Source organism: Glutamicibacter sp. BW80, from assembly GCF_002332385.1.
Lineage (GTDB): Bacteria > Actinomycetota > Actinomycetes > Actinomycetales > Micrococcaceae > Glutamicibacter.
On record NZ_NRGV01000030.1, the window covers coordinates 168,124 to 193,482 of the forward strand.

The following is a 25,359-nucleotide window of genomic DNA, read 5'->3' on the forward strand; positions in this document are numbered from 1 at the left end:
GTGTTGGACGCATCAATGTGAGGTTACGACTCGGTATAAAGCCCATATTTTGCAATGTACTGCACCACACCGTCCGGCACCAGATACCAAACGGGCTTGCCTTGGGCTATGCGCCCACGACAATCCGTGGAGGAAATCGCCAATGCTGGGATTTCTAATAGTGAAACGTTCTCTTGCTCTAGTTCTGGCAGAACGTGGCCTGGACGGCTGACGCCAACAAAATGCGCCAGATCCCAGACCTGATCGACATCCTTCCAACTGGCGATTTTGCTCAATGCGTCCGCACCAGTGATGAAGAAGAGCTCCGCCTCCGGCCGTTCGGCCCGAAGATCAAGCAACGTGTCGTGCGTATAGGTTGCACCCTCACGGTCGATGTCGACGCGGCTCACGGTGAAACGCGGGTTCGACGCGGTAGCGACCACCGTCATCAGGTAACGGTGCTCTGCGGCAGTCACATCTCGGGCAACCTTCTGCCAGGGCTTGCCGGTAGGCACGAAGACCACTTCATCTAAGTCGTACTCGGCCGCAACTTCACTGGCAGCGACCAAGTGACCATGGTGGATGGGATCAAAAGTACCGCCCATCACGCCGAGGCGCAATGGGCGGTTCTTGTTCAGTGGATCCGCCAAGACTAGTGCTTGTCTCCGTGGACCTTAAACTGACGGTGAATGTCATCCACTTCGTCGTGGTCTGCGTGACGCAGGCCCACGTTGGTGTAGGAAACCGTGACCAGCAGCAGAACCATCAGTGCGACGAAGATGCCACCACCGACGATGATTGCCATGGTATGTGGGTCAATACCGGTGGATGCAGCTTCAGAAGCCATAATCAGCGCGTTCAACTTATTTCTCCAGACGTTTTATCGAGACCAAATCTGCGACGCAAATACAGGTCCGAAAAGTAACGGTACGATTCTTCTACATCCTACCGAAGACAGGGGGCAGAAACTATTTACGGATATGCCCGTCGCCCTGAACGATCCATTTGGTGGTCGTCAGTTCCGACAAGCCCATCGGTCCACGCGCATGCATCTTCTGCGTAGAGATGCCTACCTCGGCACCCAGCCCCAGCTCGCCACCATCGGTAAAGCGGGTCGAAGCATTGACAATCACTGCCGCAGACTCGATTTCCGCGATGAACCGTTCGGACTCGGCCAAAGACGAGGTAATGATTGCTTCGGTGTGTCCGGTGGAGTATTCGCGGATATGCTCCAGCGCTTCGTCCATCGTGTCCACCAGCTTCACCGCGATGTCCAGGTCCAGATACTCGTTGCGCCAGTCATCTTCACCGGCGGCTATCGTTTCCAGCTCTGGGACCAGTGCCGCCGCGCGGGCGTCGGTGTGCAGCGTAACCCCGGCCTTGGCCAAGGCCTTGAGCACACCCTGTGCGGCCGGAGCATCCTTGGAGACAAGCAGCGTCTCTACCGTATTGCATACGCTTGGACGGTGGGTCTTGGCGTTGAGCAGGATATCGGTTGCCATTTTCTCATCGGCGCTGGCGCCCATGAAGATGTGGACGTTGCCTTCTCCGGTCTCGATGACCGGAACCTTCGCGGTGGTGACCACCCGCTGGATCAACTCGCGGCCACCTCGTGGAATCAGCACGTCGATGCGTCCACGTGCTGCCATCATCGCGTCTGCGCCTTCGCGTCCGTATTCGTCCACGGAGATTACCAGGTCACGAGGCAAGGAAACGGATTCGAGGGCATTGCGGATGTATCCCACCAGAGCGACATTCGAGTTCAGCGCCGCCGAGCCGCCGCGCAGCAATACTGCGTTGCCACTTTTCAACGAGAGACCGGCGATATCGACTGTTACGTTGGGGCGGGCTTCGTAGATGGTGCCGATCACGCCCATCGGGACGTTGATCTGCCGCATCCGCAAGCCGTTGGGAAGCGTTTCGCCGCGTACCACGCGGCCGACTGGATCGGGCAGTCCGATGAGCTCTTCAAGGGCTGAGATCAAACCGTCGATACGCTGGTCATCAAGTTTCAAGCGGTCAAGCAGCGCGGCGCTGGTGCCGCGTTCCCGGCCATTTTCAAGGTCTTTGGCGTTGGCCGCCTTAATTTCCCGGCGATGGCTATCGATGGTCTCTGCGATGGCACGCAAAGCCTTGTCTTTCCAATCACGGTTTGCCCGCGACAGAGTGCGCGAGGCCCGGCGGGCACGATCTGCCAGCTGGTTGACCGACGCGAATACGTCGGTGGTGGATTCGGTCTTTGTTTCGGCTGAATCTAGACTCATATCTCCCATTCTATTGGCCTCCTTAGATCAAGGCCAGATCATCGACATGTACTACGGCTTTGTCGTAACCCTCGCCGAGCAACTCGGCCAGTTCGACGGTAGTGCGTCCAAGCATTTCCGGAAGTTCTTCGGCCGAGTAGTTCACTAGCCCACGAGCAATGATGTTGCCCTCTGAATCGCAGATTTCCACTGCGTCCCCGGCTTCGAACTCTCCGCGAATCGACGTGATGCCCGCGGCAAGCAAGGAATTTGTTCCGTCCGCCACGGCACGCACCGCACCGGCGTCCAGGACCAGGCGGCCTTCGGAGGAGGCTAGGTGCGCCAACCACACGTCACGGGCCGAGCGGCGCGTGTTGCGCGCGGCGAACCAGGTTCCCACGTCTTCGCCCGCCAGCGCCCTGGCGGCATTGTCGGTGCTGGTCACCAGCGTCGGAATACCCGCCGAGGCGCTCATGGTGGCCGCGTCGACCTTGGTGATCATGCCACCGGTGCCGACGCCGGCCGCTCCCGGAGTGCCCAAGTCAACAGCGTCGAGCTCGTCGGGATGGCCCACATGCGAGATGCGGCTTCCGCCGTCCTCCGGGTGCGCGTCATAAACCGAGTCAACATCGGAGAAGAGCAACAGCGCATCGGCCTTGATCAGGTGGGCGACCAGCGAGGCGAGTCGGTCATTGTCGCCGAAACGAATCTCGCGGGTAGCTACCGCATCATTTTCATTCACGATTGGCAGCACGCCCAGGTTCAGCAAGCGCGTGAGCGAGCGCAGCGCATTGGTGTACGTGTTGCGGTGCATCAGATCATCTGCCGTCAGCAGCACCTGACCGACATTGATGTCGTGTCTTGCGAATTCTTGGGTGTACTGCGCCAGCAGCAATCCCTGGCCTACGGCCGCTGCCGCCTGCTGGGTGGCAAGGTCTTTCGGACGCTTTTCCAGTCCTAGCGGCGACAGTCCGGCGGCGATAGCGCCAGAGGAAACCAAAATAACTTCGGTATCATCATGCAGCGTGTGTGCGAGCGTATCTGCCAAGAACTTCAACCGCTCGTGGGAGATCCCGCCGCTGACAGTTGTCAACGAGCTGGATCCCACCTTTACGACGACGCGTCTTGCTTGGGGTAGATCTCGAAGTGAGGAAATTGAAGATAATGTCTTAGTTGCTCGCACATTCATACTTAGTCTTCCTTATCTGCTGCCCGATTCTGAGCAGCGCGTTCAGCGTTCTTCGCATGTACCGATTCGGTCCAAATGCCCGCCCGACGCTCGGCTTCAAGCTCTTCGCGTGCGGCGGCTTTCGCCGCGCGACGCTCATCATGCTCGGCGCGCTTCTCTTCACGCGTCTTTCGGTTTCGGTCTTCCAGACGGATGTCCTCGCCACGGCGCGAGCCGAGCAATTCGGCCCCGGCGGCCATGGTTGGCTCCCAGTCGAAGACTACCGAGTTATCTTCGGCGCCGATAACAACCGCGTCGCCTGGCTTGGCGCCGGCCTTGAACAACTGGTTTTCAACACCCAGCTTAGCCAGGCGGTCTGCCAGGTAGCCGACTGCCTCGTCGTTACGGAAGTCGGTCTGCACGATCCAGCGCTCAGGCTTTTCACCGATCACTCGCCAGAGTGGTTCGAAGTTCACCTCTTCGCGGCGGATGGTGAATTCCGTCTTCTTGCCGGTGCGCTGACGCAGCATCGGAACTTCCACGATCGGGGCTTCTTCGACACGCTCGGAGCGTGCCTGCTCTACCAATTCAGCCATGGCGAAGGTCAATTCGCGTAATCCGTTACGTGCCAGTGCGGAGATTTCAAAGACGCGGTAGCCGCGCTTTTCGAGCTCTGGGCGCACGAATTCAGCCATGTCGGAGCCGTCGGGCATATCTACTTTATTGAGCGCGATAAGCTTCGGGCGCTCGGTCAAAGCAACGCTAGTGCCGTCGGTTCCAGCGAAGCTGGAGTCGGCTTCATAGGCCGCCAGTTCCGCTTCGATGGTTTCCAAATCGTGGATCGGGTCGCGGTCCGTCTCCAGCGAGCCGCAGTCCAGCACGTGCACGATCGCGGCACAACGCTCGACGTGGCGCAGGAACTCATGGCCCAACCCCTTGCCTTCGGAGGCACCTGGGATAAGCCCGGGCACGTCGGCGACGGTGAAGCGCACTTCGCCGGCCTGCACGACGCCCAGGTTGGGTACCAGCGTGGTGAATGGGTAGTCGGCAATCTTTGGACGTGCCGCGGAGATCGAGCCGATCAGCGAGGATTTACCGGCCGAGGGGTAACCCACCAGCGCGATATCTGCGACGGACTTAAGTTCCAGGACTACTTCCTGGCCGGTGCCCGGGGTACCGAGCAGGGCGAACCCTGGGGCCTTGCGCTTATCGGAAGCGATGGCCGCGTTGCCCAGTCCGCCCATGCCGCCTTGTGCGGCGAGGAACTCATCGCCGGTCTTGACCAGGTCCGCAAGGATGTCGCCATCCTTGGATTTGACCACGGTGCCCGCAGGCACGCCGAGGACCAGGTCTTCGCCCTGCTTGCCGGGGCGCAGTCCGCCCTGGCCGGGCTCGCCGTTGTTGGCCTTGCGGTGTGGCAGGTGGTGGAATTCAAGCAGCGTGGTGACCTGCGGGTCAACGCGCAAGATGACATTTCCGCCGTCTCCGCCCTTTGCCCCGTCCGGTCCGCCTAGGGGCTTGAACTTCTCGCGCTTGATGGACACACAACCGTGGCCACCATTACCTGCGGTGACATTTAGAGTTACGCGATCAACGAATGCAGCCACGGGGCCATCTTCTCCTATAACGGGGGTGCGAGTTACTACTCGCTTAAAGTCTATCTATACGCACACAAGGGGCGGACCGAAATCGGCCCACCCCTTGTGCACTCAAAAAATTGTCTGTCGCCTAAATTAGGCAGCAGTTACAATGTTCACCACGCGGCGACCACGACGGGTGCCGAACTCGACTGCGCCAGCAGCCAAAGCGAACAGAGTGTCATCCTTGCCACGGCCTACGCCGGCGCCTGGGTGGAAGTGGGTGCCGCGCTGGCGAACGATGATTTCGCCTGCCTTGACATCCTGACCGCCAAAGCGCTTTACGCCTAGGTACTGTGCGTTGGAATCGCGACCGTTGCGAGTGGAACTCGCACCTTTCTTATGTGCCATGCCTTTTAGCCTCTTTCGCTACAAAAATGGTTAGTACGATCAGCCCAAATTAGGCGATCGAGGTGACCTTGACCTTGGTCAGAGCGGCACGGAAGCCCTGGCGCTTCTTGTAACCGGTCTTGTTCTTGTACTTCTGGATAACAATCTTCTGGCCGCGAAGGTTTTCTACAACCTCAGCGGTGACCTTGACCTTAGCCAGGTCGGCAGCGGCGGAAGTTACCTTCTCGCCATCTACCAACAGCAAGGCTGGAAGGTCAATAGAGCTACCTAGGGCAGCCTGAAGACGGTCTACGGTGATGAGGTCTCCAACGGAAACCTTCTCCTGGTGGCCGCCTGCGCGGACAATTGCGTACACCACGTGGGTACTCGCTTCTACTCGACGTTTATTGTCTTACCGGCGCAGAAATCAACCCGGACGCCTGATAAATCAGGCACCTTATTCAGGGATCTCATGCGCTTGTGCCTTGACGCCGAGCGGATCAGAAATCCGTGATCTTGGCGTTTAGCACCGATGAACCAGATTACGCTAGTCCACACCACTGGGGCAAATACAAACTGCCCCAGCGGGTGAAGCGTGATCAAGTTCATCTATTTCAGTTCACGAACCGGAACCCCAACTCCGAGCATAACCGGTTGCCCGGCAGCCTCGGCTGGCTTTTCGTTTCGTGCACTGTTGGTATCCATCTGGACCACCGAACCGGTGGCAGCGGATACCTCCGCCACGCGAACCTCTGCATGCGCATCGCCCTGGACCGAGGTGGCCCGACGACTGCGACGCTTTGGCTGCGTGGAACTCTGTGGGGCCGCAGCAGCTGCTGCGGCCGGCTTGCCCTCCGTGATGGCCGCAGCAGCGGCAACCTCGGCCTGCGAGGCGGGCATCGCCAGTCCGGTCAGCGTTGGCTGGTCCGAACCGCTTGACGGCGCAACCGACTCGCTCTGAGCACGTGTGGCTCGACGGGAGCCGCGCTTGCGTGCGCTTGGTGCAGGCTGCTCTTCCGCAACCGGGGCCTGCGCCGGTGAAGGCTCGACCTCCGGCGTGGAGGATTCATCCGCGCTCTGCTCGCTGGCTTGCGCCTGCTCGCCCTGGCCGCGGCCACGGGAACGCGAACGTGAACGACGGCGTGACTTGCGCCCGCCCTCGTGCTGCTCGGCGCCTTCGGCTTCCTCTCCCCCGGGCAAAGCTGCTTCCAGAGCTTCCAGGGTCACCGAGGCATCCTCGGCAGCGGCATCCGAAGGTGCTGCTGCGGCCTTGGCGACCGGCACGGTAGCCCCATCGAACTTCAATCCCGATTCGGCTGGCTGATCGAGGTGCGAAGCGGCAGCAATATTTGCCAGCGCGTTGCGGGTCGCCTCGTGCTGCTCCCCGCCCTCTGCCTCGGCGTTCTCGGTTCCATGCTCGTTGGCTTTCGGCTCTTCACGTTCGTTGCCGCGACGGCGACGACGCTCGGAGCGAGGAGCCGCAGACTTCTCCGCGAACTTCTTAGCGTGCACTTCGCCCGAAGCGTTGAAGGACTTGCGGTGCTCGACCGGCTCTTCGTGCGTGACGAAGCCGCTGCCGGCACATGCCTCGCAAGACTCGCCGAAGACCTCAAGCAGGCCGGTGCCCATGCGCTTGCGGGTCATCTGCACCAGACCAAGGCTGGTGACCTCGGCGACCTGGTGCTTGGTCCGATCCCGGCCCAGGCACTCGACCAGACGGCGCAACACGAGGTCGCGGTTGGCTTCCAGGACCATGTCGATGAAGTCGATGACGATGATGCCGCCGATATCGCGCAGGCGCAGCTGGCGGACAACTTCCTCGGCCGCTTCCAAGTTGTTCTTGGTCACGGTCTCTTCGAGGTTGCCGCCGGAACCGGTGAACTTTCCGGTGTTCACATCGATCACGGTCATCGCTTCGGTGCGGTCGATAACCAGCGAACCACCCGATGGCAGGAAAACCTTGCGATCCAGTGCCTTGTTGATCTGCTCGTCGAGGCGGAAGTTGCTGAAGATATCTTCGGACTGCTCCCACTTCTCCAGGCGGCTCATCAAATCCGGGGCCACGTACATGACATAGGCCTCGATGGTGTCCCAAGCTTGTTCGCCGGAGACGATCAGCTTGGTGAAGTCTTCGTTGAAGACGTCTCGCACCACCTTGATGGTCAGATCCGGCTCCGAGTACAGCAGCTCCGGGGCCAGGGTCTTGGTCGAGGAAGATTGCGCCTCGATACCTTCCCACTGGGCGCGCAGCCGGTTGATGTCATTGGTCAGCTCTTCTTCGGAGGCGCCTTCGGCGGCGGTGCGGACGATGACGCCCGCGTTCTCCGGCAAGTGGTCCTTCAAGATCTTCTTCAGGCGCTGGCGTTCCACGTCTGGAAGCTTGCGGGAAATGCCGGTCATCGAACCGCCCGGCACGTAGACCAGGTAACGACCAGGCAGGGAAACCTGGCTGGTGAGCCGTGCGCCCTTGTGGCCCACCGGATCCTTGGTGACCTGCACGAGAACCGAGTCCCCGGCCTTCAACGCGTTTTCGATACGACGCGGCTGGCCTTCCAGCCCTGCGACATCCCAATTGACTTCGCCGGCGTACAGCACAGCGTTGCGGCCGCGCCCAATATCGACGAAGGCGGCTTCCATGGATGGCAGCACGTTCTGCACCTTGCCCAGGTACACGTTGCCGATCAGCGAATCCTGCTGGGTTTTGGAGACGAAGTGCTCGGCGAGCACGCCATCTTCCAATACGCCGATCTGGATGCGGTCCTCGCGCTGACGCACGATCATCTTGCGTTCCACCGATTCGCGGCGAGCCAAGAACTCGGCCTCGGTGATCACCGGACGGCGGCGGCCGGTCTCGCGGGATTCGCGGCGGCGCTGGCGCTTGGCTTCCAAACGGGTGGAGCCGCGCACCGAGGTGACCCGGTCCGATGCGGGGATATGCGCATCGGCGCTGGCACGCGGAGCGCGCACACGGGTGACGGTGTTTGGCGGATCGTCCTGCGAACCACCATCGACCTCCAGATCGACATCGCCGCGACGGCGCCGACGGCGGCGGCGCGAGGACACATCGTCTGCTTCCAGATCCTCGTCCTTCTGGCGCGAGGCGGGTGCAGTTTCCGGCTTGGCGGTGTTCGCCACCACATGCTGCACCACCGTGTGCGCTGCTTCCGGGATCGCAAACGGGTTCATGATCATGGAGCTGCCGTGTTCGGCTAGCAGTGCACCGGTATGATCCTCGGCCGAAGACTCGAAGACCTCGGCACCCTTTGCCGGTTCGGTCACCGCGGGCGCCAGCTTGATGCCGGTTTCTTCCGGTGCCTGGGCTGCGGTGGTCACCGGAGCCTCGGTGGAAGCCACTTCCTCGGAGGCCGCGGCTGCCTGTTCGACTGTGTCGCGGGCGACCTGCTGACGGCGTTCGGCCTGGCGGCTCATGCGCTTGACCGAGTCAGGAGTGGATACCTGGGTACGACGCGTTGCGCGCCAACGGTATGGGCTTTCTTCGACTCCGGCTGCGGCATTTAGCTCTGCCAGGGTCAACGCACGCCGCAATGGACGTGATGGGGTGGTGGCTACAGTGGTACGGCGGGCTCGTGTTGAACGATTGCCTCGCTTACTTCCCTGTGCCCCTCCTTTTCGCTGATTTGATGCGCTCATTTAAATTCGCGTGCTCCTAGTTTAAATCCCGCTTCGGCGACCTCCACAGACGGTGCCTAGGCTGAAACAACATTCGTCACGTGTCTTTCGGCCGTCTTCGTGAGTCGGCCAGACACAAAAGTCCTTGTGTGTTCCGCATCTGGGTTCTGTCCTGAATCAATTTTCCGATTCAAGAGAACTAGCTGCGGTTCAACGTGGCCATTGAAAACCGGCTGCTTTCCTTTGCAGCCCTACGATCCGCGGTATTCCTACGGGAGGCGCACGTAATGGGCACTCAACCGAAGCGATGCATCGCTTGACGATCTGTCGTTTCAAAAGTCTGTCGTCGGGTTGAAAGCAGACTGTGGATCCGCGAACAACCTCTTCCATTCTCTCATAGTTCGTTCATCGCTAGTTCACCAGCTCATATATATTGCACAGAAAAGCTTCATAGTATGTGAAAAGCAAGGTGCGCAATGACCCGCATTCGTCTGAACATATGGAATAGTCAAGACATGGTTTCATCACTTGAGAGTCCTCAGAACTCGGGCGTGTTGCCCTGGTGGGCAAAAGAACGCGGCTTCGGAATATTCGCCGTGCTCACCGGCACGATTGCTTGGGTCGCCTCGGGGATCCTAGTCCTTGAACGCCTCGAGCTTTACAAAGACCCCGACTACATCACCGGTTGCGATATCAACCCCTGGGTTTCCTGCGGCACCGTCATGAAATCCGACCAAGCACAATTGCTCGGTTTCCCGAACCCGCTCTTGGGCATCGTCCTCTTTGGCGTGCTGATTACCATCGGAATGGCGCTGCTGGCCGGCGCAAAGTTCCACCGCTGGTTCTGGATTGGAGTGCAGTCCGGAGTGACGCTGGCCATGGCGTTCATCGCCTGGCTATGGTCCCAGGCTTTGTATGAGATCAACGCCTTGTGCCCCTACTGCATGGTCGTGTGGGCGATGATGATTCCGCTCTTCGTCTTCACCACGTCGCGCAATATCGTCAACGGAGTCATCCCCGCATCCGAAGGCGTGAAGAAGTTCGCCAAGGAATGGAGCTGGATCGTCGTTGCGATCCTTTGGGTTTTGGTTATCGCATCCATCGTCCTCCGCTTCCCGAACGCATTCTTTGGATAGCCTCACCCGGCGCCGAATCATTTTGGGGATCAGCGCTTGTGCGCTGGTCCCCCTTGGCTTGTTCCTGCGTTTTCTGCCTTGGGGGCTCGTCGCCGACCTGGCCGGCGGGGTCCTATACGCGGCGCTGATCTACGTAGTAGTCGCCTTCATTGTCCCAACGCGCTCTTGGCTCACCGTCGGGGCCTGGGCGCTAGGGTGGTGCGTGGCGGTAGAGCTGCTTCAGCTCACCTCGTTGCCGCGAGAGGCTGCGGCCCTCTTTCCTCCCTCGCGGTTGGTACTGGGCACTGGCTTCGCAGCGATGGATCTTCTGGCCTATATTGTTGGGGCGCTGACGGCTGCGCTGGCGGATCGAGCGGCACGCCGCCGGACCTAATTCCCGCTATCAGCGAAAGGCCGCGGCGGAGCTGTACCGCTAGAAACCTGATGAACACGCAATTTATCGATGACTTTACGCCGCATCCCACGCCTAGGCACGAGACTTTAAAATGAGGCAGGTCACCCGGCTCCAAGCTAAAGCGACTAGATTAGGGTCATGGGAAGCCACAAATGGAATACAGAAAACGCCCAAGATTACGGCATCAATCTACTGACTTCGGACACGATCCGGCTACGCGAACTACAGGATGAAGATCTCTCGATCCTGGCCCAATGGTGGAATAGCCCGGAATTCATGGCGCTGCAGGGAAATATCGTACTTCCGCATCCCGGCGTCGAAGCCGCAAACCTATTCAAGAGCTGGAGCCTGAACCGAGGCACCAAGGATGGTGTAGGCCTTTCAATTACGTTGCCCGACGACACGTTAATCGGCCACACCGCACTCTACAATTTCAACGCCCCGGCCCGTTCGGCGGACCTCATGCTGATGATCGGCGGTTCCAATGTTGGGCAGGGATACGGCACGGTCGCAACCAAGATGATCGTGGACTTCGGCTTCCGCGAAATGGGGCTGAACCGGGTCGGGCTAGGGATCTGGGCCTATAACGAGCGGGCTTTGCGCACGTTCTCCCGCGCCGGGTTCCGCGAGGAAGGGCGAAACCGCCAGGCTGGTTTTCACGATGGGGCGTTCCACGACCGCATTCTGATGAGCCTGCTGGCTGACGAGTATTTCGGCCGCTAATCCGGGAATTTGGAAATGGGGGTGTTTCTTCAACCTTAGGTGGAGAAACACCCCTTTTTCATGTGCTTTGTGAGCGTAAAAGCGAAAGCCAGCGCCGAAATGACGTTTCCTCGGCGTTGTGGCAATTCCTAATCAACTCGTTAGCCTATTGTTGGAGCTAGTTAGTATCAGCCTCAAGGAGCACCAATGGATTTTCTCCGCAAACTAAAGCTACCCAAGCGCAAGCCACCGGCTGCTCCGGCACCGACCCCGGAACCTCCGGTAGGTGAATTGCTCAGCGAGTCAGAGGTTACCAAGCCAAACTTCACCGTGCATTCCCTGTGGACGGACATGCTCGGGCGCCTCGGTATCCGCAGCGCCCAGGTCTTGATCGTTGGCACCTTAACCACCTTCTTCATCATCGGACTCTTACGTCTGACGATGATCGTCATTCCAACGTTGCTTGCAGTGATTATCTCGTGCGCGCTGTGGCCCTTGGTGCTGAAGCTTCGCAAGGTCTTTTCTCCCTTGATCTCCGCCTGGATCGTCTTCCTCAGCTCCCTGTTGGTGCTCGGCGGCATCGGCACCGGGTTGGTCTTCTCGGTCATCAAGGAATGGCCAAAGCTGGTCGACCAAGCGGTCGAAGGCTTCAATCAGCTCAACGACATGGCGCAGGGAATCATCGGCAATATGCCATTGTCCATCGATCAGAGCCAGATCGACGGCGTCGTGGACACGGTGACCTCGTTCCTGACCAGTTCCCAATTCGGCACCGGCGCTCTGAACACGCTCAGTGCCGCAGGTAGCTTCGTGACGGGCTTGATCTTGCTCCTGGTGATCTTGTTCTTCTTCCTGAAAGATGGCGACCGGATCTGGGCCTTTGCAGTGTCTTGGACGCCCAAGCACTACCGCAATAAGTGGATCCTTTCCGGTGACCGGGCGCTGCGCACCTTCGGCGGCTATATTCGAGGAACCGCTACTGTGGCCGCGGTGGACACCTTGGGCATTACCGCAACCTTGCTGATCCTGCAGGTTCCGCTAGCGCTTCCCCTGGGCGTCATCGTGTTCCTCGGTTCGTTCATTCCGATGGTTGGTGCCACCGTGGCAGGCATTTTGGCTACCCTGATCGCCTTGGTCACCAACGGTCCTGTGGTAGCCCTGATCGTGCTGGCCGCAGTCATCCTGGTCAATCAGCTGGAGGGCAACTTCCTGCAGCCGGTGGTGATGGCAAACGCACTGAACTTGCACGCGCTGGTGGTCTTGATGGCCTTGACCGCTGGTACCGTACTTGCAGGTATTATCGGCGCCGTGCTGTCCGTGCCGCTGACCGCCGCAGCGTGGGCAGTGATCAAGGTGTGGACCGATCGCGATAATTCGGATGCGGTGGATGACGCGAAAAAAGACATCCGAGAGAAGGTCAAACCCGAGGAGAAGCCAAGCCTCGTAGAAAAAGCCAAAGAAACCGCTAACCCAGAGCCTGCGCCTAGCGCAGACAATAGCTAGCGTTTCCTTGCCTCCGGTCTTGGCCTCATCCCTTGGATGAGGCCAAGACCTTTTTCTTCCCCTCCAGAAAGGAATTTCGGTGACTTTACCCGATCGAGAAGTGATCGCCACACGCGAGGGGGTGTCGTTGGGGCGATACCGGGCTTCGGATTTCGCAGCGGTCCACGAGTACGCCACGGACCCCATGGTCTACCGATATGCCGAGTGGGGTCCGAATTCCGCAGAGCAGACCCGGCAGTATCTCTTAGAAGCCAGCCTGCCCAACAGCCAAGCGCTGACGTTGGCGGTCCTCGTCGATGAACAGGTGATCGGAGGCGCGGCGGTGTGGAGCACCGATGCGGACCACCGCCGCGGTGAACTGGGCTATAGCCTGAATCGCAAATTCTGGGGTCGCGGCTACGCCACGCTGGCAACGAAGATGCTGCTCGATCTTGGATTTTCTTCCCTGGATCTGCACCGCATCACAGCCACTTGCGCCCCCGAGAATTTGGCCTCCCGACGCGTGCTGGAAAAGGCCGGGTTCGCCTACGAAGGGCATTTGCGCGAGCATAAACTCGTTCGCGATCGACGCCGCGATTCCTTGCTCTTTGCACGGCTTGCTACCGACTGAAGCCGCCACATGATGACGCGCAACATTGCGCTTTCATAGACGGATGTGTTTAATGTGACTCAAGTGAAAGATGTGTATTGAAGTGGCAAGAGCAACTCCTTGAGAATTCTTGCCACTGCCCCGTCGCTCGATCAGCAGGGAGCACGAAGCGCTAGTTCGGGACACACTTCTACTCAAACTCGAAGTGCCGTCAGGCGCTCACCGCGATATTTGGGAGGTACTCATGCTGAATTTCAGCTATGAGGAAGCACTAAAGAATTTCTCGAGTCTTGTCGACAACGTAGTCTCCGAGCATGCTGTCGTCTCCGTTTCCAGGTCCCCGAGAGAATCTGTCGTCATGATCTCCAAAGATGATTATGATTCGATCCGCCAGTCTTCGCTGCGTCCTTCAACGGAAACCTTATGGGGCTCTTCGCCGGCCACCGGTGCGGCCCTGCTGCCGCATGCGCACAACTCCCTCGACGACTGGTTCTAGGGCCCTGCCACGCACTCGGGCCAGCTGCCCAGAGATGCGGCTTATTGATCAGCTACACATAGTGTCCCGCCGGATCCATCGGATAGACTCCACGTCCGCCATGCTCCGCGCCGCCAAGCCCCCTCAGGCTGCTCCACCGATTTGCTGTCCAGCGTTTCCGGAACCGAAAAATCCCCGTAGGGATCCACGTCACTAGTGGATCCCCACGGGGATTTCCTCCTCTCGTGCGAGAGGGACTTGAGCGGTCTACTTACCGAACCAGATGCCGATCTCACGTTCCGCGGACTCGACGGAGTCCGAACCGTGAACCAGGTTCTGCTGAACCTTCAGGCCCCAATCGCGGCCGAAGTCACCGCGGATGGTGCCCGGTGCGGCGGTGGTTGGATCGGTGGTTCCCGCCAGCGAACGGAAACCTGGGATCACGCCGTGGCCTTCGGCAACGATGGCGACGATCGGTCCCGAGAGCATGAACTCAACCAGTGGCTCGTAGAATGGCTTGCCTTCGTGCTCGGCATAGTGTTCGGCGAGCACCTCGCGCGAAGCGTTCAGCTGCTTCAGCTCGGCGATGCTGTAGCCCTTCGCTTCGACGCGGGCAAGGATCTGGCCGGTCAGGCCGCGCTTCACACCGTCTGGCTTGACGAGAATGAGAGTACGTTCGGTCATGTTTCTACCTCTTTGTTCTTTGATACTTTTGGTCTGTTTAAGATTCTACGTTCGGATGAGCGCGGTCCCACTCCTGCTGAGCGGCCGCGCGACGCTTATTCTCCACGTCGATTTCCCCGCCCTTCTTCAGCGCGTACCACCAGCAAAGTCCGAAGAAGACCGACAGGTAGAACATGTCCACCAAGATGAACCCGCACAGGAAGAAGACCACCTGCAGGATCCAGCCGATCAGGTATCCTGCCGGTTTGCGGAGCAACGCACAGGTGATGATGCACAGTACCGCCACTGCGGCGCCGAGGCTGAGCACCAGTGCTGGTTCGGCACGCTTGAGCCCGAAGGCGGCCAAGGTGACGAAGATTGCCAGGAACGCCTCGCAGGTCAATACGGTCGAAGCAAACATCACCTTGGTGGAGCGTTGCTTTTTCTTCATCCCCGGGTGCCATTCGCGTTGCGCCCTAGTTAGCTTGGCCATTAGGAGTTCTGCCCTCCCTTGAGCAGTAGTGAGATTTCGCCCACCAGTGTAATCGAACCGGTCACCAGGACGCCGCCGGCCAGGTCATCCCCGGCCTCTGCACGGCCAACGCACCATTCCACGGCGTCTTCAAGATTCTCGGTGACATGCAGGTCTTCTTCGGGCCACCCGGCATCGACTGCCAGGGTGGCCAGCTCCCCCGCGGGAATGGCCCGCGGCGAGGAAGACTGGGTCAGGCACAGGTCATCAACCAGATCGCCGTACTCTTCACGCATGGTGTAGAGCATCGCTTCGGCGTCCTTCTCGCGCAGGATCCCCACCATGAGCACCAGGCGGGAGAACCCGAAGGATTCCTTGATGGCTTCGGCGCTGGCTTTGAGGCCGTCCGTGTTGTGCCCCGCATCGACCAGGACGCTGGGCGCGCTGCGCACCAGTTCCAGGCGGCCCGGGCTGGTCGTTGCGGCGAATCCGTTGCGGACCAGGTCGATATTCAGTTCACGTTCTCCGCCGCCGAGGAAGGCCTCGACCGCTGCCAGCGCCACGACGGCGTTCTGTGCCTGGTGCGCGCCGTAGAGCGGAAGATAAATCTCCTCGTAGCGAGCCGCCTGCCCCTCGATGGCCAATACCTGGCCGCCAACGCCCATGGTGCGCTCGATGAGCTTGAAATCCAGCGATTCGAAAGCCACGGGAACTTCAAGCTCGCGCACCTTGGCGAGCAGCACATCCGCCGCGTCCACCGGCTGGACCGCGGAGACCAGGTAACCGCCGGGCTTGAGGATCCCGATCTTTTCTTCGGCAATCAGTCCCGGGGTATCCCCCAGCAGGTCGGTGTGGTCCAAGGAAATCGGGGTGATCACCGAAACTTCGGCATCGGCCACGTTGGTCGCGTCCGTGATTCCGCCGAGGCCTACCTCCAGCACCACCACCTCCACCGGAACCTCGGCGAAGATCGCGAAGGCCAGGATGGTCACCGCTTCGAAGTAGGTCAACCGGTTTTCGCCCTGCTCGGTCAATTCGGCATCCACCAGGTCCAGGAACGGTGAAATCTCATCCCAAACGCGGACGAAAGTCTCATCGTCAACGGGTTCCCCATCGATGCTGATCCGTTCGGTGACCTTCACCAGGTGCGGCGAGGAGTAGCGGCCGGTGCGGATATCGTGTGCCTGCAGCAGGGACTCGATCATCCGCGCGGTGGAGGTCTTCCCGTTGGTCCCGGTGATGTGGATGACCGGGGAGGACTTCTGCGGTTCGCCGAGGATCTCCATGGCACGGAACATCGGTTCCATGCGCGGTTCAATCTTATTTTCCGGCGCGCGCGCCAGCAGTTGCGCGTAAACGCGTTCTAGATCGCTCATACGGTGGGCTCCACTTCGATCTTCGCTTCGGTTAGCGCCCCGTTGGCAACTAGGTCCAGCTGGGCGGTTAAGGTTTCGCTGCTCAGCAGTTCGCGGTTCAATTCCAGCGCCGCCACCACCTCGGCGGAGGCGGTGATGACCGTGCGGATACGGTCCGAGACCTGCAGATCCGCTTCCTTGCGGGCGGACTGGATCGCACGGATCATATCGCGGGCGGTGCCCTCGGCGGCCAGCTCGGTGGTGACCTCGGTATCGAGCACCAGGAAGCCTCCGTCGATGACCGCGGCGGCGATTTCGGCTGCCTCATCCACCACGGTGTCCAAGGCGTATTCGCCCTCGGCCAGTTCCAGGCCGCCGGCGGTAACCACACCGTCGGTCACCGACCAGTCACCGGACTTCGCCCCCTTGATGGCCTGCTGCACGGACTTGCCCAGGCGCGGGCCGGCGGCGCGGGCGTTGACCACCAGCTGCTGGCTGATGCCGTAGCTGGCGGTGTCCACGCCTTCGGCGTCGATCAGCGTGACGCTCTTCAGGTTCAGCTCATCCTTGATGATCGAAGCGTAGGTGCCTTCCAGGCGGGCAGCGTCGGTGAGCACCACCTTCAACTCCGCCAGCGGCAGGCGCACGCGCAGGTTCTTCGCCTTGCGCAGCGAGGAGCCCACCGAGCAGATTCTGCGGGTGGTTTCCATGGTTTCGAGCAATTGGGCATCTGCCGGGAAATCCGCGGCCTCTGGCCAATCGGTCAGGTGCACCGAGCGTTTCCCGGTCAGCCCGCGGTAGATCTCCTCGCTGGCCAGCGGCAGCAGCGAGGCGGCGACCTTCACCAGGGTTTCGAGCGCCGTGTACAGGGTGTCGAAGGCCTGGGTGTCTTCTTCGAAGAAGCGCTGGCGGGACCGGCGCACATACCAGTTGGTCAGCGTGTCCATGTAGTGGCGCACCGCTTCGGTGGCTTCCGAGACCTCGTAGCCGTCCAGCGCCTCGGTGACCTCGCGGACCAGTGCCCCGGTGGCGGCCAGCATGTACTGGTCCAGCGGATCGGTGGAGCTGTGCGAGCGCTTCGCCTCGTAGCCGGCCCCGTTGTTCGCGGAGTTGGTGTACAGGTTGAAGAAGTGCCACACGTTCCACAAGGGCAGCAGCACCTGGCGCACGCCGTCACGGATTCCCTGTTCGGTGACAACCAGGTTGCCGCCGCGCAGGATCGGGGAGGACATCAGGAACCAGCGCATGGCGTCGGCGCCGTCGCGGTCCAGGACCTCGGTGACGTTCGGGTAGTTCTGCAGCGACTTGGACATCTTCTGCCCGTCTGAGCCGAGCACGATGCCGTGGGAGATCACGTTCGTGTAGGCGGGGCGGTCGAAGAGCGCGGTGGACAGCACGTGCATGGTGTAGAACCAGCCGCGGGTCTGCCCGATGTACTCCACGATGAAGTCCGCCGGGTGGTGCCCGGAATCAAACCATTCGCTGTTTTCGAAGGGGTAGTGCGCCTGGGCGTAGGGCATCGACCCGGAGTCGAACCAGACATCCAGCACGTCTTCGACGCGGGTGAGGGTGCCGGACTCGGCGCAGCCTTCGTGGGCGCGGGTCAGCTCGTCGATGAATGGGCGGTGCAGATCCGGCTGGCCCTCGTGGTTCAGCGGCAGGCGGCCGAAGAAGTTCTTGATTTCTTCCAGCGAACCGAAGACCTCGCGGTGCGTGCATTCGGCTCCCGAGCATTCCCAGACCGGGATCGGCGAACCCCAGTAGCGGTTGCGCGAGATGGACCAGTCGCGGGCGTTTTCCAGCCACTTGCCGAACTGACCGTGCTTGACATTGCCCGGGATCCAGTTGATCTGCTCGTTGAGCTCGACCATGCGGTCCTTGATCTTGGTGACTTCCACGTACCACGAGGAGACGGCACGGTAGATCAGCGGAGTGCGGCAACGCCAGCAGTGCGGGTAGGAGTGCTCGTAGGAGGCCTGCTTGACTAGCTTGCCGTCTTCCTTGAGCACATTGGTGATGGTCTTGTTGGCCTCGAAGACCTGCACGCCCGCGATGTCGTTCAGCGGTCCGCCGGCGAACAGCGGCAGGAACTTCGCTCCCTCATCCACCGAGAGGATCACCGGGATGCCGTGCTCTTCGCAGACCTTCTGGTCATCTTCACCGTAGGCCGGGGCCTGGTGCACGATGCCGGTACCGTCGGCGACGGTGACGTAGTCCGCGGTGACGATCTGCCAGGCGTTCTGCGTTTCGTACTTCTCCACGTCGGCGAAGGTGTCCCACAGTGGCGCGTAGCGCACGCCTGCAAGCTCGGAGCCCTGGTAGCTGGCGGTGATGGCGGCGGCCGCTTCCTTCACATCCTTGTAGCCAAGCTCCTTGGCGTAGGAGCCGAGCAGGTCGCGGGCCAGCAGGAACGGCCCGGCTGCCGCGGAGGCTTTCACTCCGGCCTCGCCTGCCGGAACCACCACGTACTCGATGCTTGGGTGGACCGCCAGTGCCGCGTTGGTTGGCAGGGTCCACGGGGTAGTCGTCCAGGCCAGGGCCTGCACACCGGCCAGCGCCTGGGATGCCGCGGTTTCACCGGCAAGAACGGTGAAGCCCACGGTGACGGTCTGGTCCTGGCGGTTCTTGTAGACGTCGTCATCCATGCGCAGCTCATGGTTGGACAGCGGGGTCTCGTCCTTCCAGCAGTACGGCAGGACGCGGAAGCCCTGGTAGGTCAGCCCCTTGTCGCTGAGCTGCTTGAAGGCCCAGATGACCGATTCCATGTACTCGACGTTCAGCGTCTTGTAGTCGTTTTCGAAGTCGACCCAGCGTGCCTGGCGGGTGACGTAGTTCTGCCATTCGTCGGCATACTTCATCACCGAGGTGCGGCAGGCGTCATTGAACTTGTCGATGCCCATGGATTCGATCTGCTGCTTGTCGGTCATGCCCAGCTGCTTCATGGCTTCCAGCTCGGCCGGCAGGCCGTGGGTATCCCAGCCGAAGCGGCGTTCGACGCGCTTGCCGCGCTGGGTCTGGTAGCGGGCTACCAGGTCCTTGACGTAGCCGGTGAGCAGGTGTCCGTAGTGCGGCAGGCCATTGGCGAAGGGCGGACCGTCGTAGAAGACGAATTCTTCGCCCTCGCGCTGGTCGATGGAGGCCTGGAAGGTATCATCGTTCTTCCAGTATTCGAGGACGCGCTTCTCAATTTCTGGGAAACGCGGTGAAGCCGGGGTTGAACCGGTCGGGTCGGTGGTGACCTTTGGGTAGAAGCTCATCGAAATGGCCATCCTTCAAGCGTAGGGTCGAAAATCTTGCCTACGAGGACGGCACTTGGCCGCGGTACCACCCCGCTTATCCGCCACCGTGATGCTTGCGCACAATGGTGGCGAACCGCTTCTCATCAGCTATGACGGGCTGGTCCCGCTTGGTTCTACTAATTCGGAAGCAACAGAGCCGTCCCGAGGGTTCTTCCAAGGACTCCCCGGCGATATCCGGATCAACGTCGTATGCCTTCCAGTCTAGCGCGTCTGGCAGGCGCTGAAAACTCAATTCACCGCGATGAAAGCTGGATCACTCTCAACGTCTTCAACGTACCGCTGGATCTGCTTTTCGCCATCGCGCAGCGCGATGCGGTAGAGCAATACGGCCGCGCCGGCACCAAGCAGCAATCGCACCACGGGGTCCAGCTCGGAAAGCAATCCCGAAGCGAGCATCATGAGCACCAGGCAAAGGAGCAGACCCGGTTTCATCGTGATACGCCGCAAGTTCGGCCCTGCCTTGCGCTCGATCGCCAGACGCAGAACTCCAATGACCGCCAAAGAGCCGGCCAGGCCAAACGCCCAAGGCCAACTCAGAGTTCCGGACTGCCCGGCAACGAACATGATCAGGGCAATACCCGCCGCGCTTCGTCGAATGTTCAGCTCTTGAGTCATCGGCCGCTTCCGCCCTTGGCATCTGGAAAGGACTCCCAGCTAATCAAATTTTACGATAAACATCAAGAATTAGAGAAACAACCAATAGGTCAATTACGAAAATATGCGTTTCCCGAACTTTTTGAACAAGGCGAGCTAGACGTTCGGAGAAACAAGAGGCGGAGCATCGAAAGCAGGTTGAGCCAGGGCCGCAATGCCCAGTGAAAGTGGAACATCAATTGTCCCTACATTTTCAGAATATAGCCTGCAGGGGGCCTTGCCACAAGACCCCCTGCAAGGCTCACAATAGGTACTTGTCCCCCACCGCTTTCGCAGCAAAAGACCGGAGCAAGACTATGCGCACCGATCCGATTCACGGCTATTTCCACCTATCCGAGCCTATGGAGAACCAGCAAATAATCGAGCAAATTTTTGAAGATCAGCATCAGCTTCGCCGCATCGCTCAGCGCCTGGATGCGCAGCGTCAGGAAGCAGCTCAGCGCATCGCCTCGCGCGGTCAAGACAGCGCCGGAAACCTGCAGCAGTCCCTGGAACGCGATGTTGACTTGCACCAGCTAGCCCGCAGGCTGCACACGCTCGAACGCTTAGGCCCAGAGGCATGCTTGGGGTTCATGGTTGAGGCAACTACCGGACGGCGCACTTACGTAGGAAGAGTCGGACTCTCCGATGAAAACTCCGCGCAATTGCTGGTGGACTGGCGTGCGCCGGCCGCGGAACCATTCTTCGCTGCCACGCACGCTCATCCGATGAATCTCTCCAGCAGGCGGCGCTATCGTTGGCGCCAAGGGGCCATAATCGACTTCTGGGATGAGGTCTTCGACTTGGCGCAGCTCACCGCGAGCCCCTCCTTGGACGAACATTCCGCATTCCTGGCCTCTCTCGGTGCCAACCGGATTGGAAAAATGCAGGATGTGCTCTCAACCATCCAGGCGGATCAGGACGCCATCATCCGTTCCTCTGCCAAGGGAGCACTAGTGGTGGACGGCGGACCCGGAACCGGCAAGACCGTCGTTGCGCTGCACCGCGCCGCCTACCTATTGCATGCCGACGCGCAGCTGCAAGGCCGTGGCGGTCGCGTGCTGGTGCTCGGCCCGCACAATGCCTACACCGCCTATGTCTCGGATATCCTGCCAAACCTGGGCGAGGAAGACGTGCTCATTTCCACCTTGCAGGCAATGGTCCCCGAAATTCGCGCGGCGCAACCCGAGGCCTCCAGCGAGGTAGCGACGCTGAAGACCTCGGGAGCCATGCTGGCTGCCCTGCGCCGGGCGGTGAGCGTATTCGAGCAACCGCCAGCCCAAGACCTGCTCGTCGAGACCCGGTGGGCCGATCTGCGGTTGACGGTGCGGCACTGGGAGCATGCCTTCGCGGCGGTCGAGCCGGGTACCAACCACAACGAGTCCCGGCTGCAGATTCGAGAGGCGCTCGAAGAAATCCTGCTCGAACAGCTTCCCGAAGGCTGCGCAGCCGAGGAGCAAGTCCGCAGGGAACTGGCCCAGAACGTCCAGTTGGCACAAGCCTTCGAAGCGCACTGGCCGCTATTGGATCCGGCAAAACTGCTGAGCGCGCTGTACTCCATCCCGGCGCTGCTGCGCTACAGCGCACCGTGGCTCACCAATGAGCAATCCGAACTCTTGTTCCGCAAGGACCCGAGCGCATTCACCGTCGAAGACGGGCCGCTGCTGGATGCCGCGCGTTTTCTGGTGGGCGATCCGGAGCTTGAGGCGGCGGCGCGTCGACGCGAGGCCCGGCTGGCCGCCGAACGGGACCTGATGAGCCAGGTTATCGATGATCTGATTTCTGCCGCAGACGATATGGAAGATCTGTCCTCTCAGTTGCGCCATGCGGACCTTCAAGACACCTTGATTCGCCAGCGCACCGAAGCCGACCCGTCCCCCGACGCCTTGGCCGGGCCTTTCGCGCATATCATCATCGATGAGGCGCAGGATCTCACCGAAGCGCAGTGGGCCATGGTGCTGCGGCGCTGCCCTTCCGGGAGCCTGACGATCGTCGGCGACCGAGCCCAAGCCGCTGGCGGATTCACCGAATCGTGGGAACAGCGTCTGGCGCACGCGGGCATTTCCCGTTGCCGTGTTGCCTCGCTAAGCGTGAACTACCGCACCACCGAACAGATCATGGACGCAGCCGAATCGGCGATTCGTGAGCAGCTGCCAGATGCAAACGTGCCCTCCTCGATCCGGACCGATGGTGCGGCGGTCATTTACGCCAGGCCTGAACGGCAACAGGACCTTGTGCGCCAGTGGCAAGACGAACACCCGCTCGGGGTCGGCGTGGTCATTGGCGACCCGAGCTTCAACGGCACGGACCGGATCCGCGCGTTGAGCCCGGAACAAGCGAAGGGACTTGAATTCGACCTGGTGGTCCTGAACCGTCCGGAAAATTTCGGCCCGGGAATTTCCGGAGCAGTGCACAGGTACATTGCGATGACCCGTGCCACCGCTCAATTGGTCATCCTCACCGACCAGCCGGGCTAGCGAGCCCGTGGTTGGCCGGGGCAGCCTGCACTAGCATTCCCTCCATGTCTCCGGCTAGTTTGAAAGCAGGACACAAAATTTAGGGGCGGGAAATGGATCGCGGGCTTTTCGCGGTTATAGACACGGAAACCACCGGGCTTTTTCCCGGTGCGCACGACCGAATCGCCGAGATTGCGGTGCTGAGAATGGATCGCCAAGGACAGATCGTTGACCGTTGGGAAACACTGGTCAATCCCGGACGTGACCTTGGCAAGCAAAGCATCCATGGAATTCAGGCCCGCGACGTGCTGCAGGCTCCCAGCTTTGAGCAGATTGCCGACGAGTTGGAGTGGCGGCTTTCGGGCACCGTGGCGGTCGCCCACAATTTGTCCTTCGACGCGCGATTCCTCGAAGCAGAGTTTGCCCGAGCAGGGCGCTCGCTTCCAGACTTCTACTTGCCCCGGGGACTGTGCACCATGCGCATGTCCCACCAGTTCCTGCAAGGCGCCGGACGATCCCTGCAAGACTGCTGCGACTCCTTTGGCATTACCTTGCAGCAGGCGCACAGCGCCGCGGGTGATGCCGAAGCAACGGCGGTATTGCTCTCACGGTACCTGGAGCTAGAGCCAACGCTGCCCGACTGGGACCAGTGCTTGGAGCAAGCCGCCGGCGCAAGATGGCGGACGCAGGCTCCGGAAGTCCTGCTCGCCCCGGCGAAGCGAAGCGTCGGCGATAGCGCTTCGGCGGAGCACTTTTTAGAGCGCTTGGTCCAGCGCCTGCCCGAAATGACCGGTGCGGAGCAATTCGACGACTATTTTGCCGTGCTGGATCAAGCGCTGATTGACCGCTACCTCTCGGCCCATGAGCAGGCGCAACTTATTGAGCTGGCAGGCTCCTTGGGAATCGATCGGGCTCGGGCGGTGGAACTACACCTGGATTACTTCGCTTCATTGGCGACTGCGGCCTGGCATGACGGGGTGCTCACCGGTGCCGAACGCTCGGATCTGCAACAGGTAGCCAAACTGCTGGGCATCGGCCAAGCCACGCTAGAGCAGGCGTTGCTCCCTCCGGCCCGCGGTGATTCGGTGGCCACCGTGCAAGGTCCCGGTGCGATTCACAAGCGATTGGAACCCGGGAGCCTCATTGTGTTGACCGGCGAGATGAGCCGTCCGCGCGTGGAGCTGGAATCCCTATTAACCCAAGCTGGTTACAAGCTGCACCCAGCGGTGACGAAGAAAGTCGGCATGCTGGTGGCAGCCGACCCGGATTCGCTATCCGGCAAGGCGCGCAAGGCACGCCACTATGGACTTCCGGTAGTCGGCGAACAGTATCTCTGGGACCACGTGCTCAATTGCTAAACGGCGCTGTTCCCCGGGCGGAGCATGCCTCCTGCGCAGCCCGGGGAACAGCCACTCCCGGAATTAGTTGGAGAAGGTATCGGCCAGCTTGCCGTCCGCGGTCCACAGGGCCAGCGAATCGCCACCGTTGTTCAGCACGCTAGCGGTGCCACCGTTATAGTAGGCGTCCTCAGCGTTGGTGCCCGGACCGGTGTACACGCGCAGCTCCTCGCCTGGTTCCAGCAAGTATCCCTGACCAACCGGCAACAGGTTGTTTCCAGCATCTCGAACGAGGTAGCCGGAGACGTCGATGGTGCGCTTGCCGGTGTTGCTCAGTACCACATGCTCGCCGGTCTCGGCCTGGAGATCATTGCCCGGAACGTCGTTGACCGAATCGCCGATGACCACGCCGTTATTCGATGGGAAAATCTTCTGCCCCTTCAAATGACGCTGAATCTGCCGGGGGAAATCACCGGTCAGGCGTTCCACGCCCAGATCCAACGAAGCCTGCGCGGCTTCGGCAGAGTTCACCGTATACACGCCCAAGCCCAGACCCGCAGCCTTCACACGCTGCGCGCCGGCTTCATCCAGGGTGCGGTAGTTGGTTCCGAAGGAATCGGCGAAAGCGGAAATTTCTGCCAATTCGGATTCGCTTGGAACGGTTCCGACCAGCTGCTGCAAGGGAACCTCCGGAGCGATTTCTGCGAACTTCTTGTTCGACGTCGCATCGAAGCTGAGCACCTCGATCTTTCCGGCGTCTTCCAATGCGCTCCACTGCGGATCGGTGGCCAGGTAATCGGCGACCACTTGCTCGACCCCGGGAGAATTAGCTGGCGACTTGATCTCGATAAACACACCGGTTTCGCCGTTCAGCGCATCTGCAACCGCGTCGAAGTGCGGGATTCCTTCGCCGGTGAACTCCGCGGAGAAGTATGAACCCGCGTCCAGCTGCTGCAGCTCAGCCCAGGTGAAGGAGGTGATTGGGTCAGCTTCGCGGCCGGGGAAGACCTCGGCCACATTGGTGGTGCGGGCGGGGGTATTGTCGTGGAAGATGAACGGAACCCCGTCGGCGGAGAGCTGGATATCGATCTCAACGAATTGGGCACCTGAACGGCTGCCGGCGTCGATCGCTGCAAGGGTGTTTTCCGGGGCCACCCCGGCGGCGCCACGGTGGCCGATCAAGATAGTCTCGTCCTGATCACCCTTGGGCGCTGCCATGGCCGGGCTGAGTGCAGTTGTGGCTAAGCAGGCGGCCAACGCGCCTACTGCGAGGGAACGTAGTTTCATCTCAGATATCTCCTTAGTTTTCTCAACGGGACTTCTGCCACGATCCCTGATGGAAACCACGCGCTGCCAAA

At 60.6% G+C, this 25,359-nt stretch carries 22 protein-coding genes; 8 read left to right on the forward strand and 14 right to left on the reverse strand.

Annotated features, from left to right (window positions below; genetic code table 11):
• Nucleotides 1-23 precede the first annotated feature (23 nt).
• The 8 genes from nadD to CIK76_RS07480 all read right to left on the reverse strand — a co-directional run bounded on the left by nadD (nt 24) and on the right by CIK76_RS07480 (nt 9,008).
• Entirely contained in the window at nt 24-629 is a 606-nt protein-coding gene (nadD, locus tag CIK76_RS07440) for a nicotinate-nucleotide adenylyltransferase (protein WP_096284973.1), read from the reverse strand.
• A 2-nt stretch (nt 630-631) separates the two neighbouring features.
• Nucleotides 632-841 carry a hypothetical protein gene (locus CIK76_RS07445; RefSeq protein WP_096284975.1) on the reverse strand — a complete coding sequence of 70 codons (210 nt, stop codon included), beginning with the start codon at nt 839-841 and terminating at the stop codon, nt 632-634.
• Nucleotides 842-947: 106 nt separating this feature from the next.
• The gene (locus tag CIK76_RS07450) at nt 948-2,243 is read right to left on the reverse strand and encodes a glutamate-5-semialdehyde dehydrogenase (RefSeq protein ID WP_255248389.1); all 1,296 of its coding nucleotides are present in this window, start codon (nt 2,241-2,243) and stop codon (nt 948-950) included.
• A 22-nt stretch (nt 2,244-2,265) separates the two neighbouring features.
• A complete protein-coding gene (gene proB / locus CIK76_RS07455) occupies nt 2,266-3,411 on the reverse strand; it encodes a glutamate 5-kinase (protein WP_096284979.1) in 1,146 nt (381 codons plus the stop codon).
• A gap of 2 nt (nt 3,412-3,413) precedes the next feature.
• Nucleotides 3,414-4,997, reverse strand: coding sequence for a GTPase ObgE (gene obgE, locus CIK76_RS07460; RefSeq protein WP_096284981.1), 1,584 nt, complete (start codon nt 4,995-4,997; stop codon nt 3,414-3,416).
• A 126-nt stretch (nt 4,998-5,123) separates the two neighbouring features.
• Nucleotides 5,124-5,378, reverse strand: a complete 255-nt coding sequence (gene rpmA / locus CIK76_RS07465; protein ID WP_096254657.1) for a 50S ribosomal protein L27 — start codon at nt 5,376-5,378, stop codon at nt 5,124-5,126.
• 49 nt (nt 5,379-5,427) lie between these two features.
• On the reverse strand, nt 5,428-5,736 hold the full coding sequence (rplU, locus tag CIK76_RS07470; RefSeq protein ID WP_096284983.1) for a 50S ribosomal protein L21: 309 nt from the start codon (nt 5,734-5,736) through the stop codon (nt 5,428-5,430).
• Between the two features lie 230 nt (nt 5,737-5,966).
• Nucleotides 5,967-9,008: an Rne/Rng family ribonuclease gene (locus CIK76_RS07480; protein ID WP_096284987.1), complete on the reverse strand. Its 3,042-nt coding sequence runs from the start codon at nt 9,006-9,008 to the stop codon at nt 5,967-5,969.
• Between the two features lie 494 nt (nt 9,009-9,502).
• Here CIK76_RS07480 and CIK76_RS07485 point away from each other — a divergent pair, with 494 nt between their 5' ends.
• The 6 genes from CIK76_RS07485 (at nt 9,503) to CIK76_RS07510 (ending at nt 13,807) form a co-directional block, all read left to right on the forward strand.
• On the forward strand, nt 9,503-10,123 hold the full coding sequence (locus CIK76_RS07485; protein WP_096284989.1) for a vitamin K epoxide reductase family protein: 621 nt from the start codon (nt 9,503-9,505) through the stop codon (nt 10,121-10,123).
• The gene (locus tag CIK76_RS07490) at nt 10,116-10,496 is read left to right on the forward strand and encodes a DUF2809 domain-containing protein (protein ID WP_176484125.1); all 381 of its coding nucleotides are present in this window, start codon (nt 10,116-10,118) and stop codon (nt 10,494-10,496) included. Before CIK76_RS07485 ends, CIK76_RS07490 begins: the two co-directional genes overlap by 8 nt.
• Before the next feature lie 159 nt (nt 10,497-10,655).
• Nucleotides 10,656-11,240, forward strand: a complete 585-nt coding sequence (locus CIK76_RS07495; RefSeq protein WP_096284993.1) for a GNAT family protein — start codon at nt 10,656-10,658, stop codon at nt 11,238-11,240.
• A 186-nt stretch (nt 11,241-11,426) separates the two neighbouring features.
• A complete protein-coding gene (locus tag CIK76_RS07500) occupies nt 11,427-12,722 on the forward strand; it encodes an AI-2E family transporter (protein WP_096284995.1) in 1,296 nt (431 codons plus the stop codon).
• A 79-nt stretch (nt 12,723-12,801) separates the two neighbouring features.
• Nucleotides 12,802-13,332 (forward strand): GNAT family N-acetyltransferase, encoded by a 531-nt coding sequence (locus tag CIK76_RS07505; protein WP_217990357.1) that lies wholly within the window; start codon nt 12,802-12,804, stop codon nt 13,330-13,332.
• Between the two features lie 223 nt (nt 13,333-13,555).
• Nucleotides 13,556-13,807, forward strand: a complete 252-nt coding sequence (locus CIK76_RS07510) for a type II toxin-antitoxin system Phd/YefM family antitoxin (protein WP_096285000.1) — start codon at nt 13,556-13,558, stop codon at nt 13,805-13,807.
• Nucleotides 13,808-14,053: 246 nt separating this feature from the next.
• On the opposite strand, the gene ndk is transcribed toward CIK76_RS07510, so the two are convergent.
• The 5 genes from ndk to CIK76_RS07535 all read right to left on the reverse strand — a co-directional run bounded on the left by ndk (nt 14,054) and on the right by CIK76_RS07535 (nt 20,190).
• The gene (ndk, locus tag CIK76_RS07515; protein ID WP_096285002.1) at nt 14,054-14,470 is read right to left on the reverse strand and encodes a nucleoside-diphosphate kinase; all 417 of its coding nucleotides are present in this window, start codon (nt 14,468-14,470) and stop codon (nt 14,054-14,056) included.
• 37 nt (nt 14,471-14,507) lie between these two features.
• The gene (locus tag CIK76_RS07520) at nt 14,508-14,942 is read right to left on the reverse strand and encodes a DUF4233 domain-containing protein (protein ID WP_096285004.1); all 435 of its coding nucleotides are present in this window, start codon (nt 14,940-14,942) and stop codon (nt 14,508-14,510) included.
• Nucleotides 14,942-16,297 carry a Mur ligase family protein gene (locus tag CIK76_RS07525; protein ID WP_096285006.1) on the reverse strand — a complete coding sequence of 452 codons (1,356 nt, stop codon included), beginning with the start codon at nt 16,295-16,297 and terminating at the stop codon, nt 14,942-14,944. The genes CIK76_RS07520 and CIK76_RS07525 overlap by 1 nt, the downstream gene beginning before the upstream one ends.
• Nucleotides 16,294-19,533: an isoleucine--tRNA ligase gene (gene ileS, locus CIK76_RS07530; RefSeq protein ID WP_096285301.1), complete on the reverse strand. Its 3,240-nt coding sequence runs from the start codon at nt 19,531-19,533 to the stop codon at nt 16,294-16,296. The genes CIK76_RS07525 and ileS overlap by 4 nt, the downstream gene beginning before the upstream one ends.
• A 270-nt stretch (nt 19,534-19,803) precedes the next feature.
• Nucleotides 19,804-20,190 carry a hypothetical protein gene (locus CIK76_RS07535; protein ID WP_096285008.1) on the reverse strand — a complete coding sequence of 129 codons (387 nt, stop codon included), beginning with the start codon at nt 20,188-20,190 and terminating at the stop codon, nt 19,804-19,806.
• A 293-nt stretch (nt 20,191-20,483) separates the two neighbouring features.
• Between CIK76_RS07535 and helR the strand changes: the two genes are divergently transcribed.
• Nucleotides 20,484-22,685: an RNA polymerase recycling motor ATPase HelR gene (helR, locus tag CIK76_RS07540; RefSeq protein WP_141393504.1), complete on the forward strand. Its 2,202-nt coding sequence runs from the start codon at nt 20,484-20,486 to the stop codon at nt 22,683-22,685.
• A gap of 92 nt (nt 22,686-22,777) precedes the next feature.
• A complete protein-coding gene (locus tag CIK76_RS07545) occupies nt 22,778-24,022 on the forward strand; it encodes an exonuclease domain-containing protein (RefSeq protein ID WP_096285012.1) in 1,245 nt (414 codons plus the stop codon).
• Nucleotides 24,023-24,085: 63 nt separating this feature from the next.
• Here the strand turns inward: CIK76_RS07545 and CIK76_RS07550 are convergent, their stop codons facing one another.
• Nucleotides 24,086-25,288, reverse strand: a complete 1,203-nt coding sequence (locus CIK76_RS07550) for a glycerophosphodiester phosphodiesterase family protein (protein WP_096285014.1) — start codon at nt 25,286-25,288, stop codon at nt 24,086-24,088.
• Nucleotides 25,289-25,359: the final 71 nt, after the last annotated feature.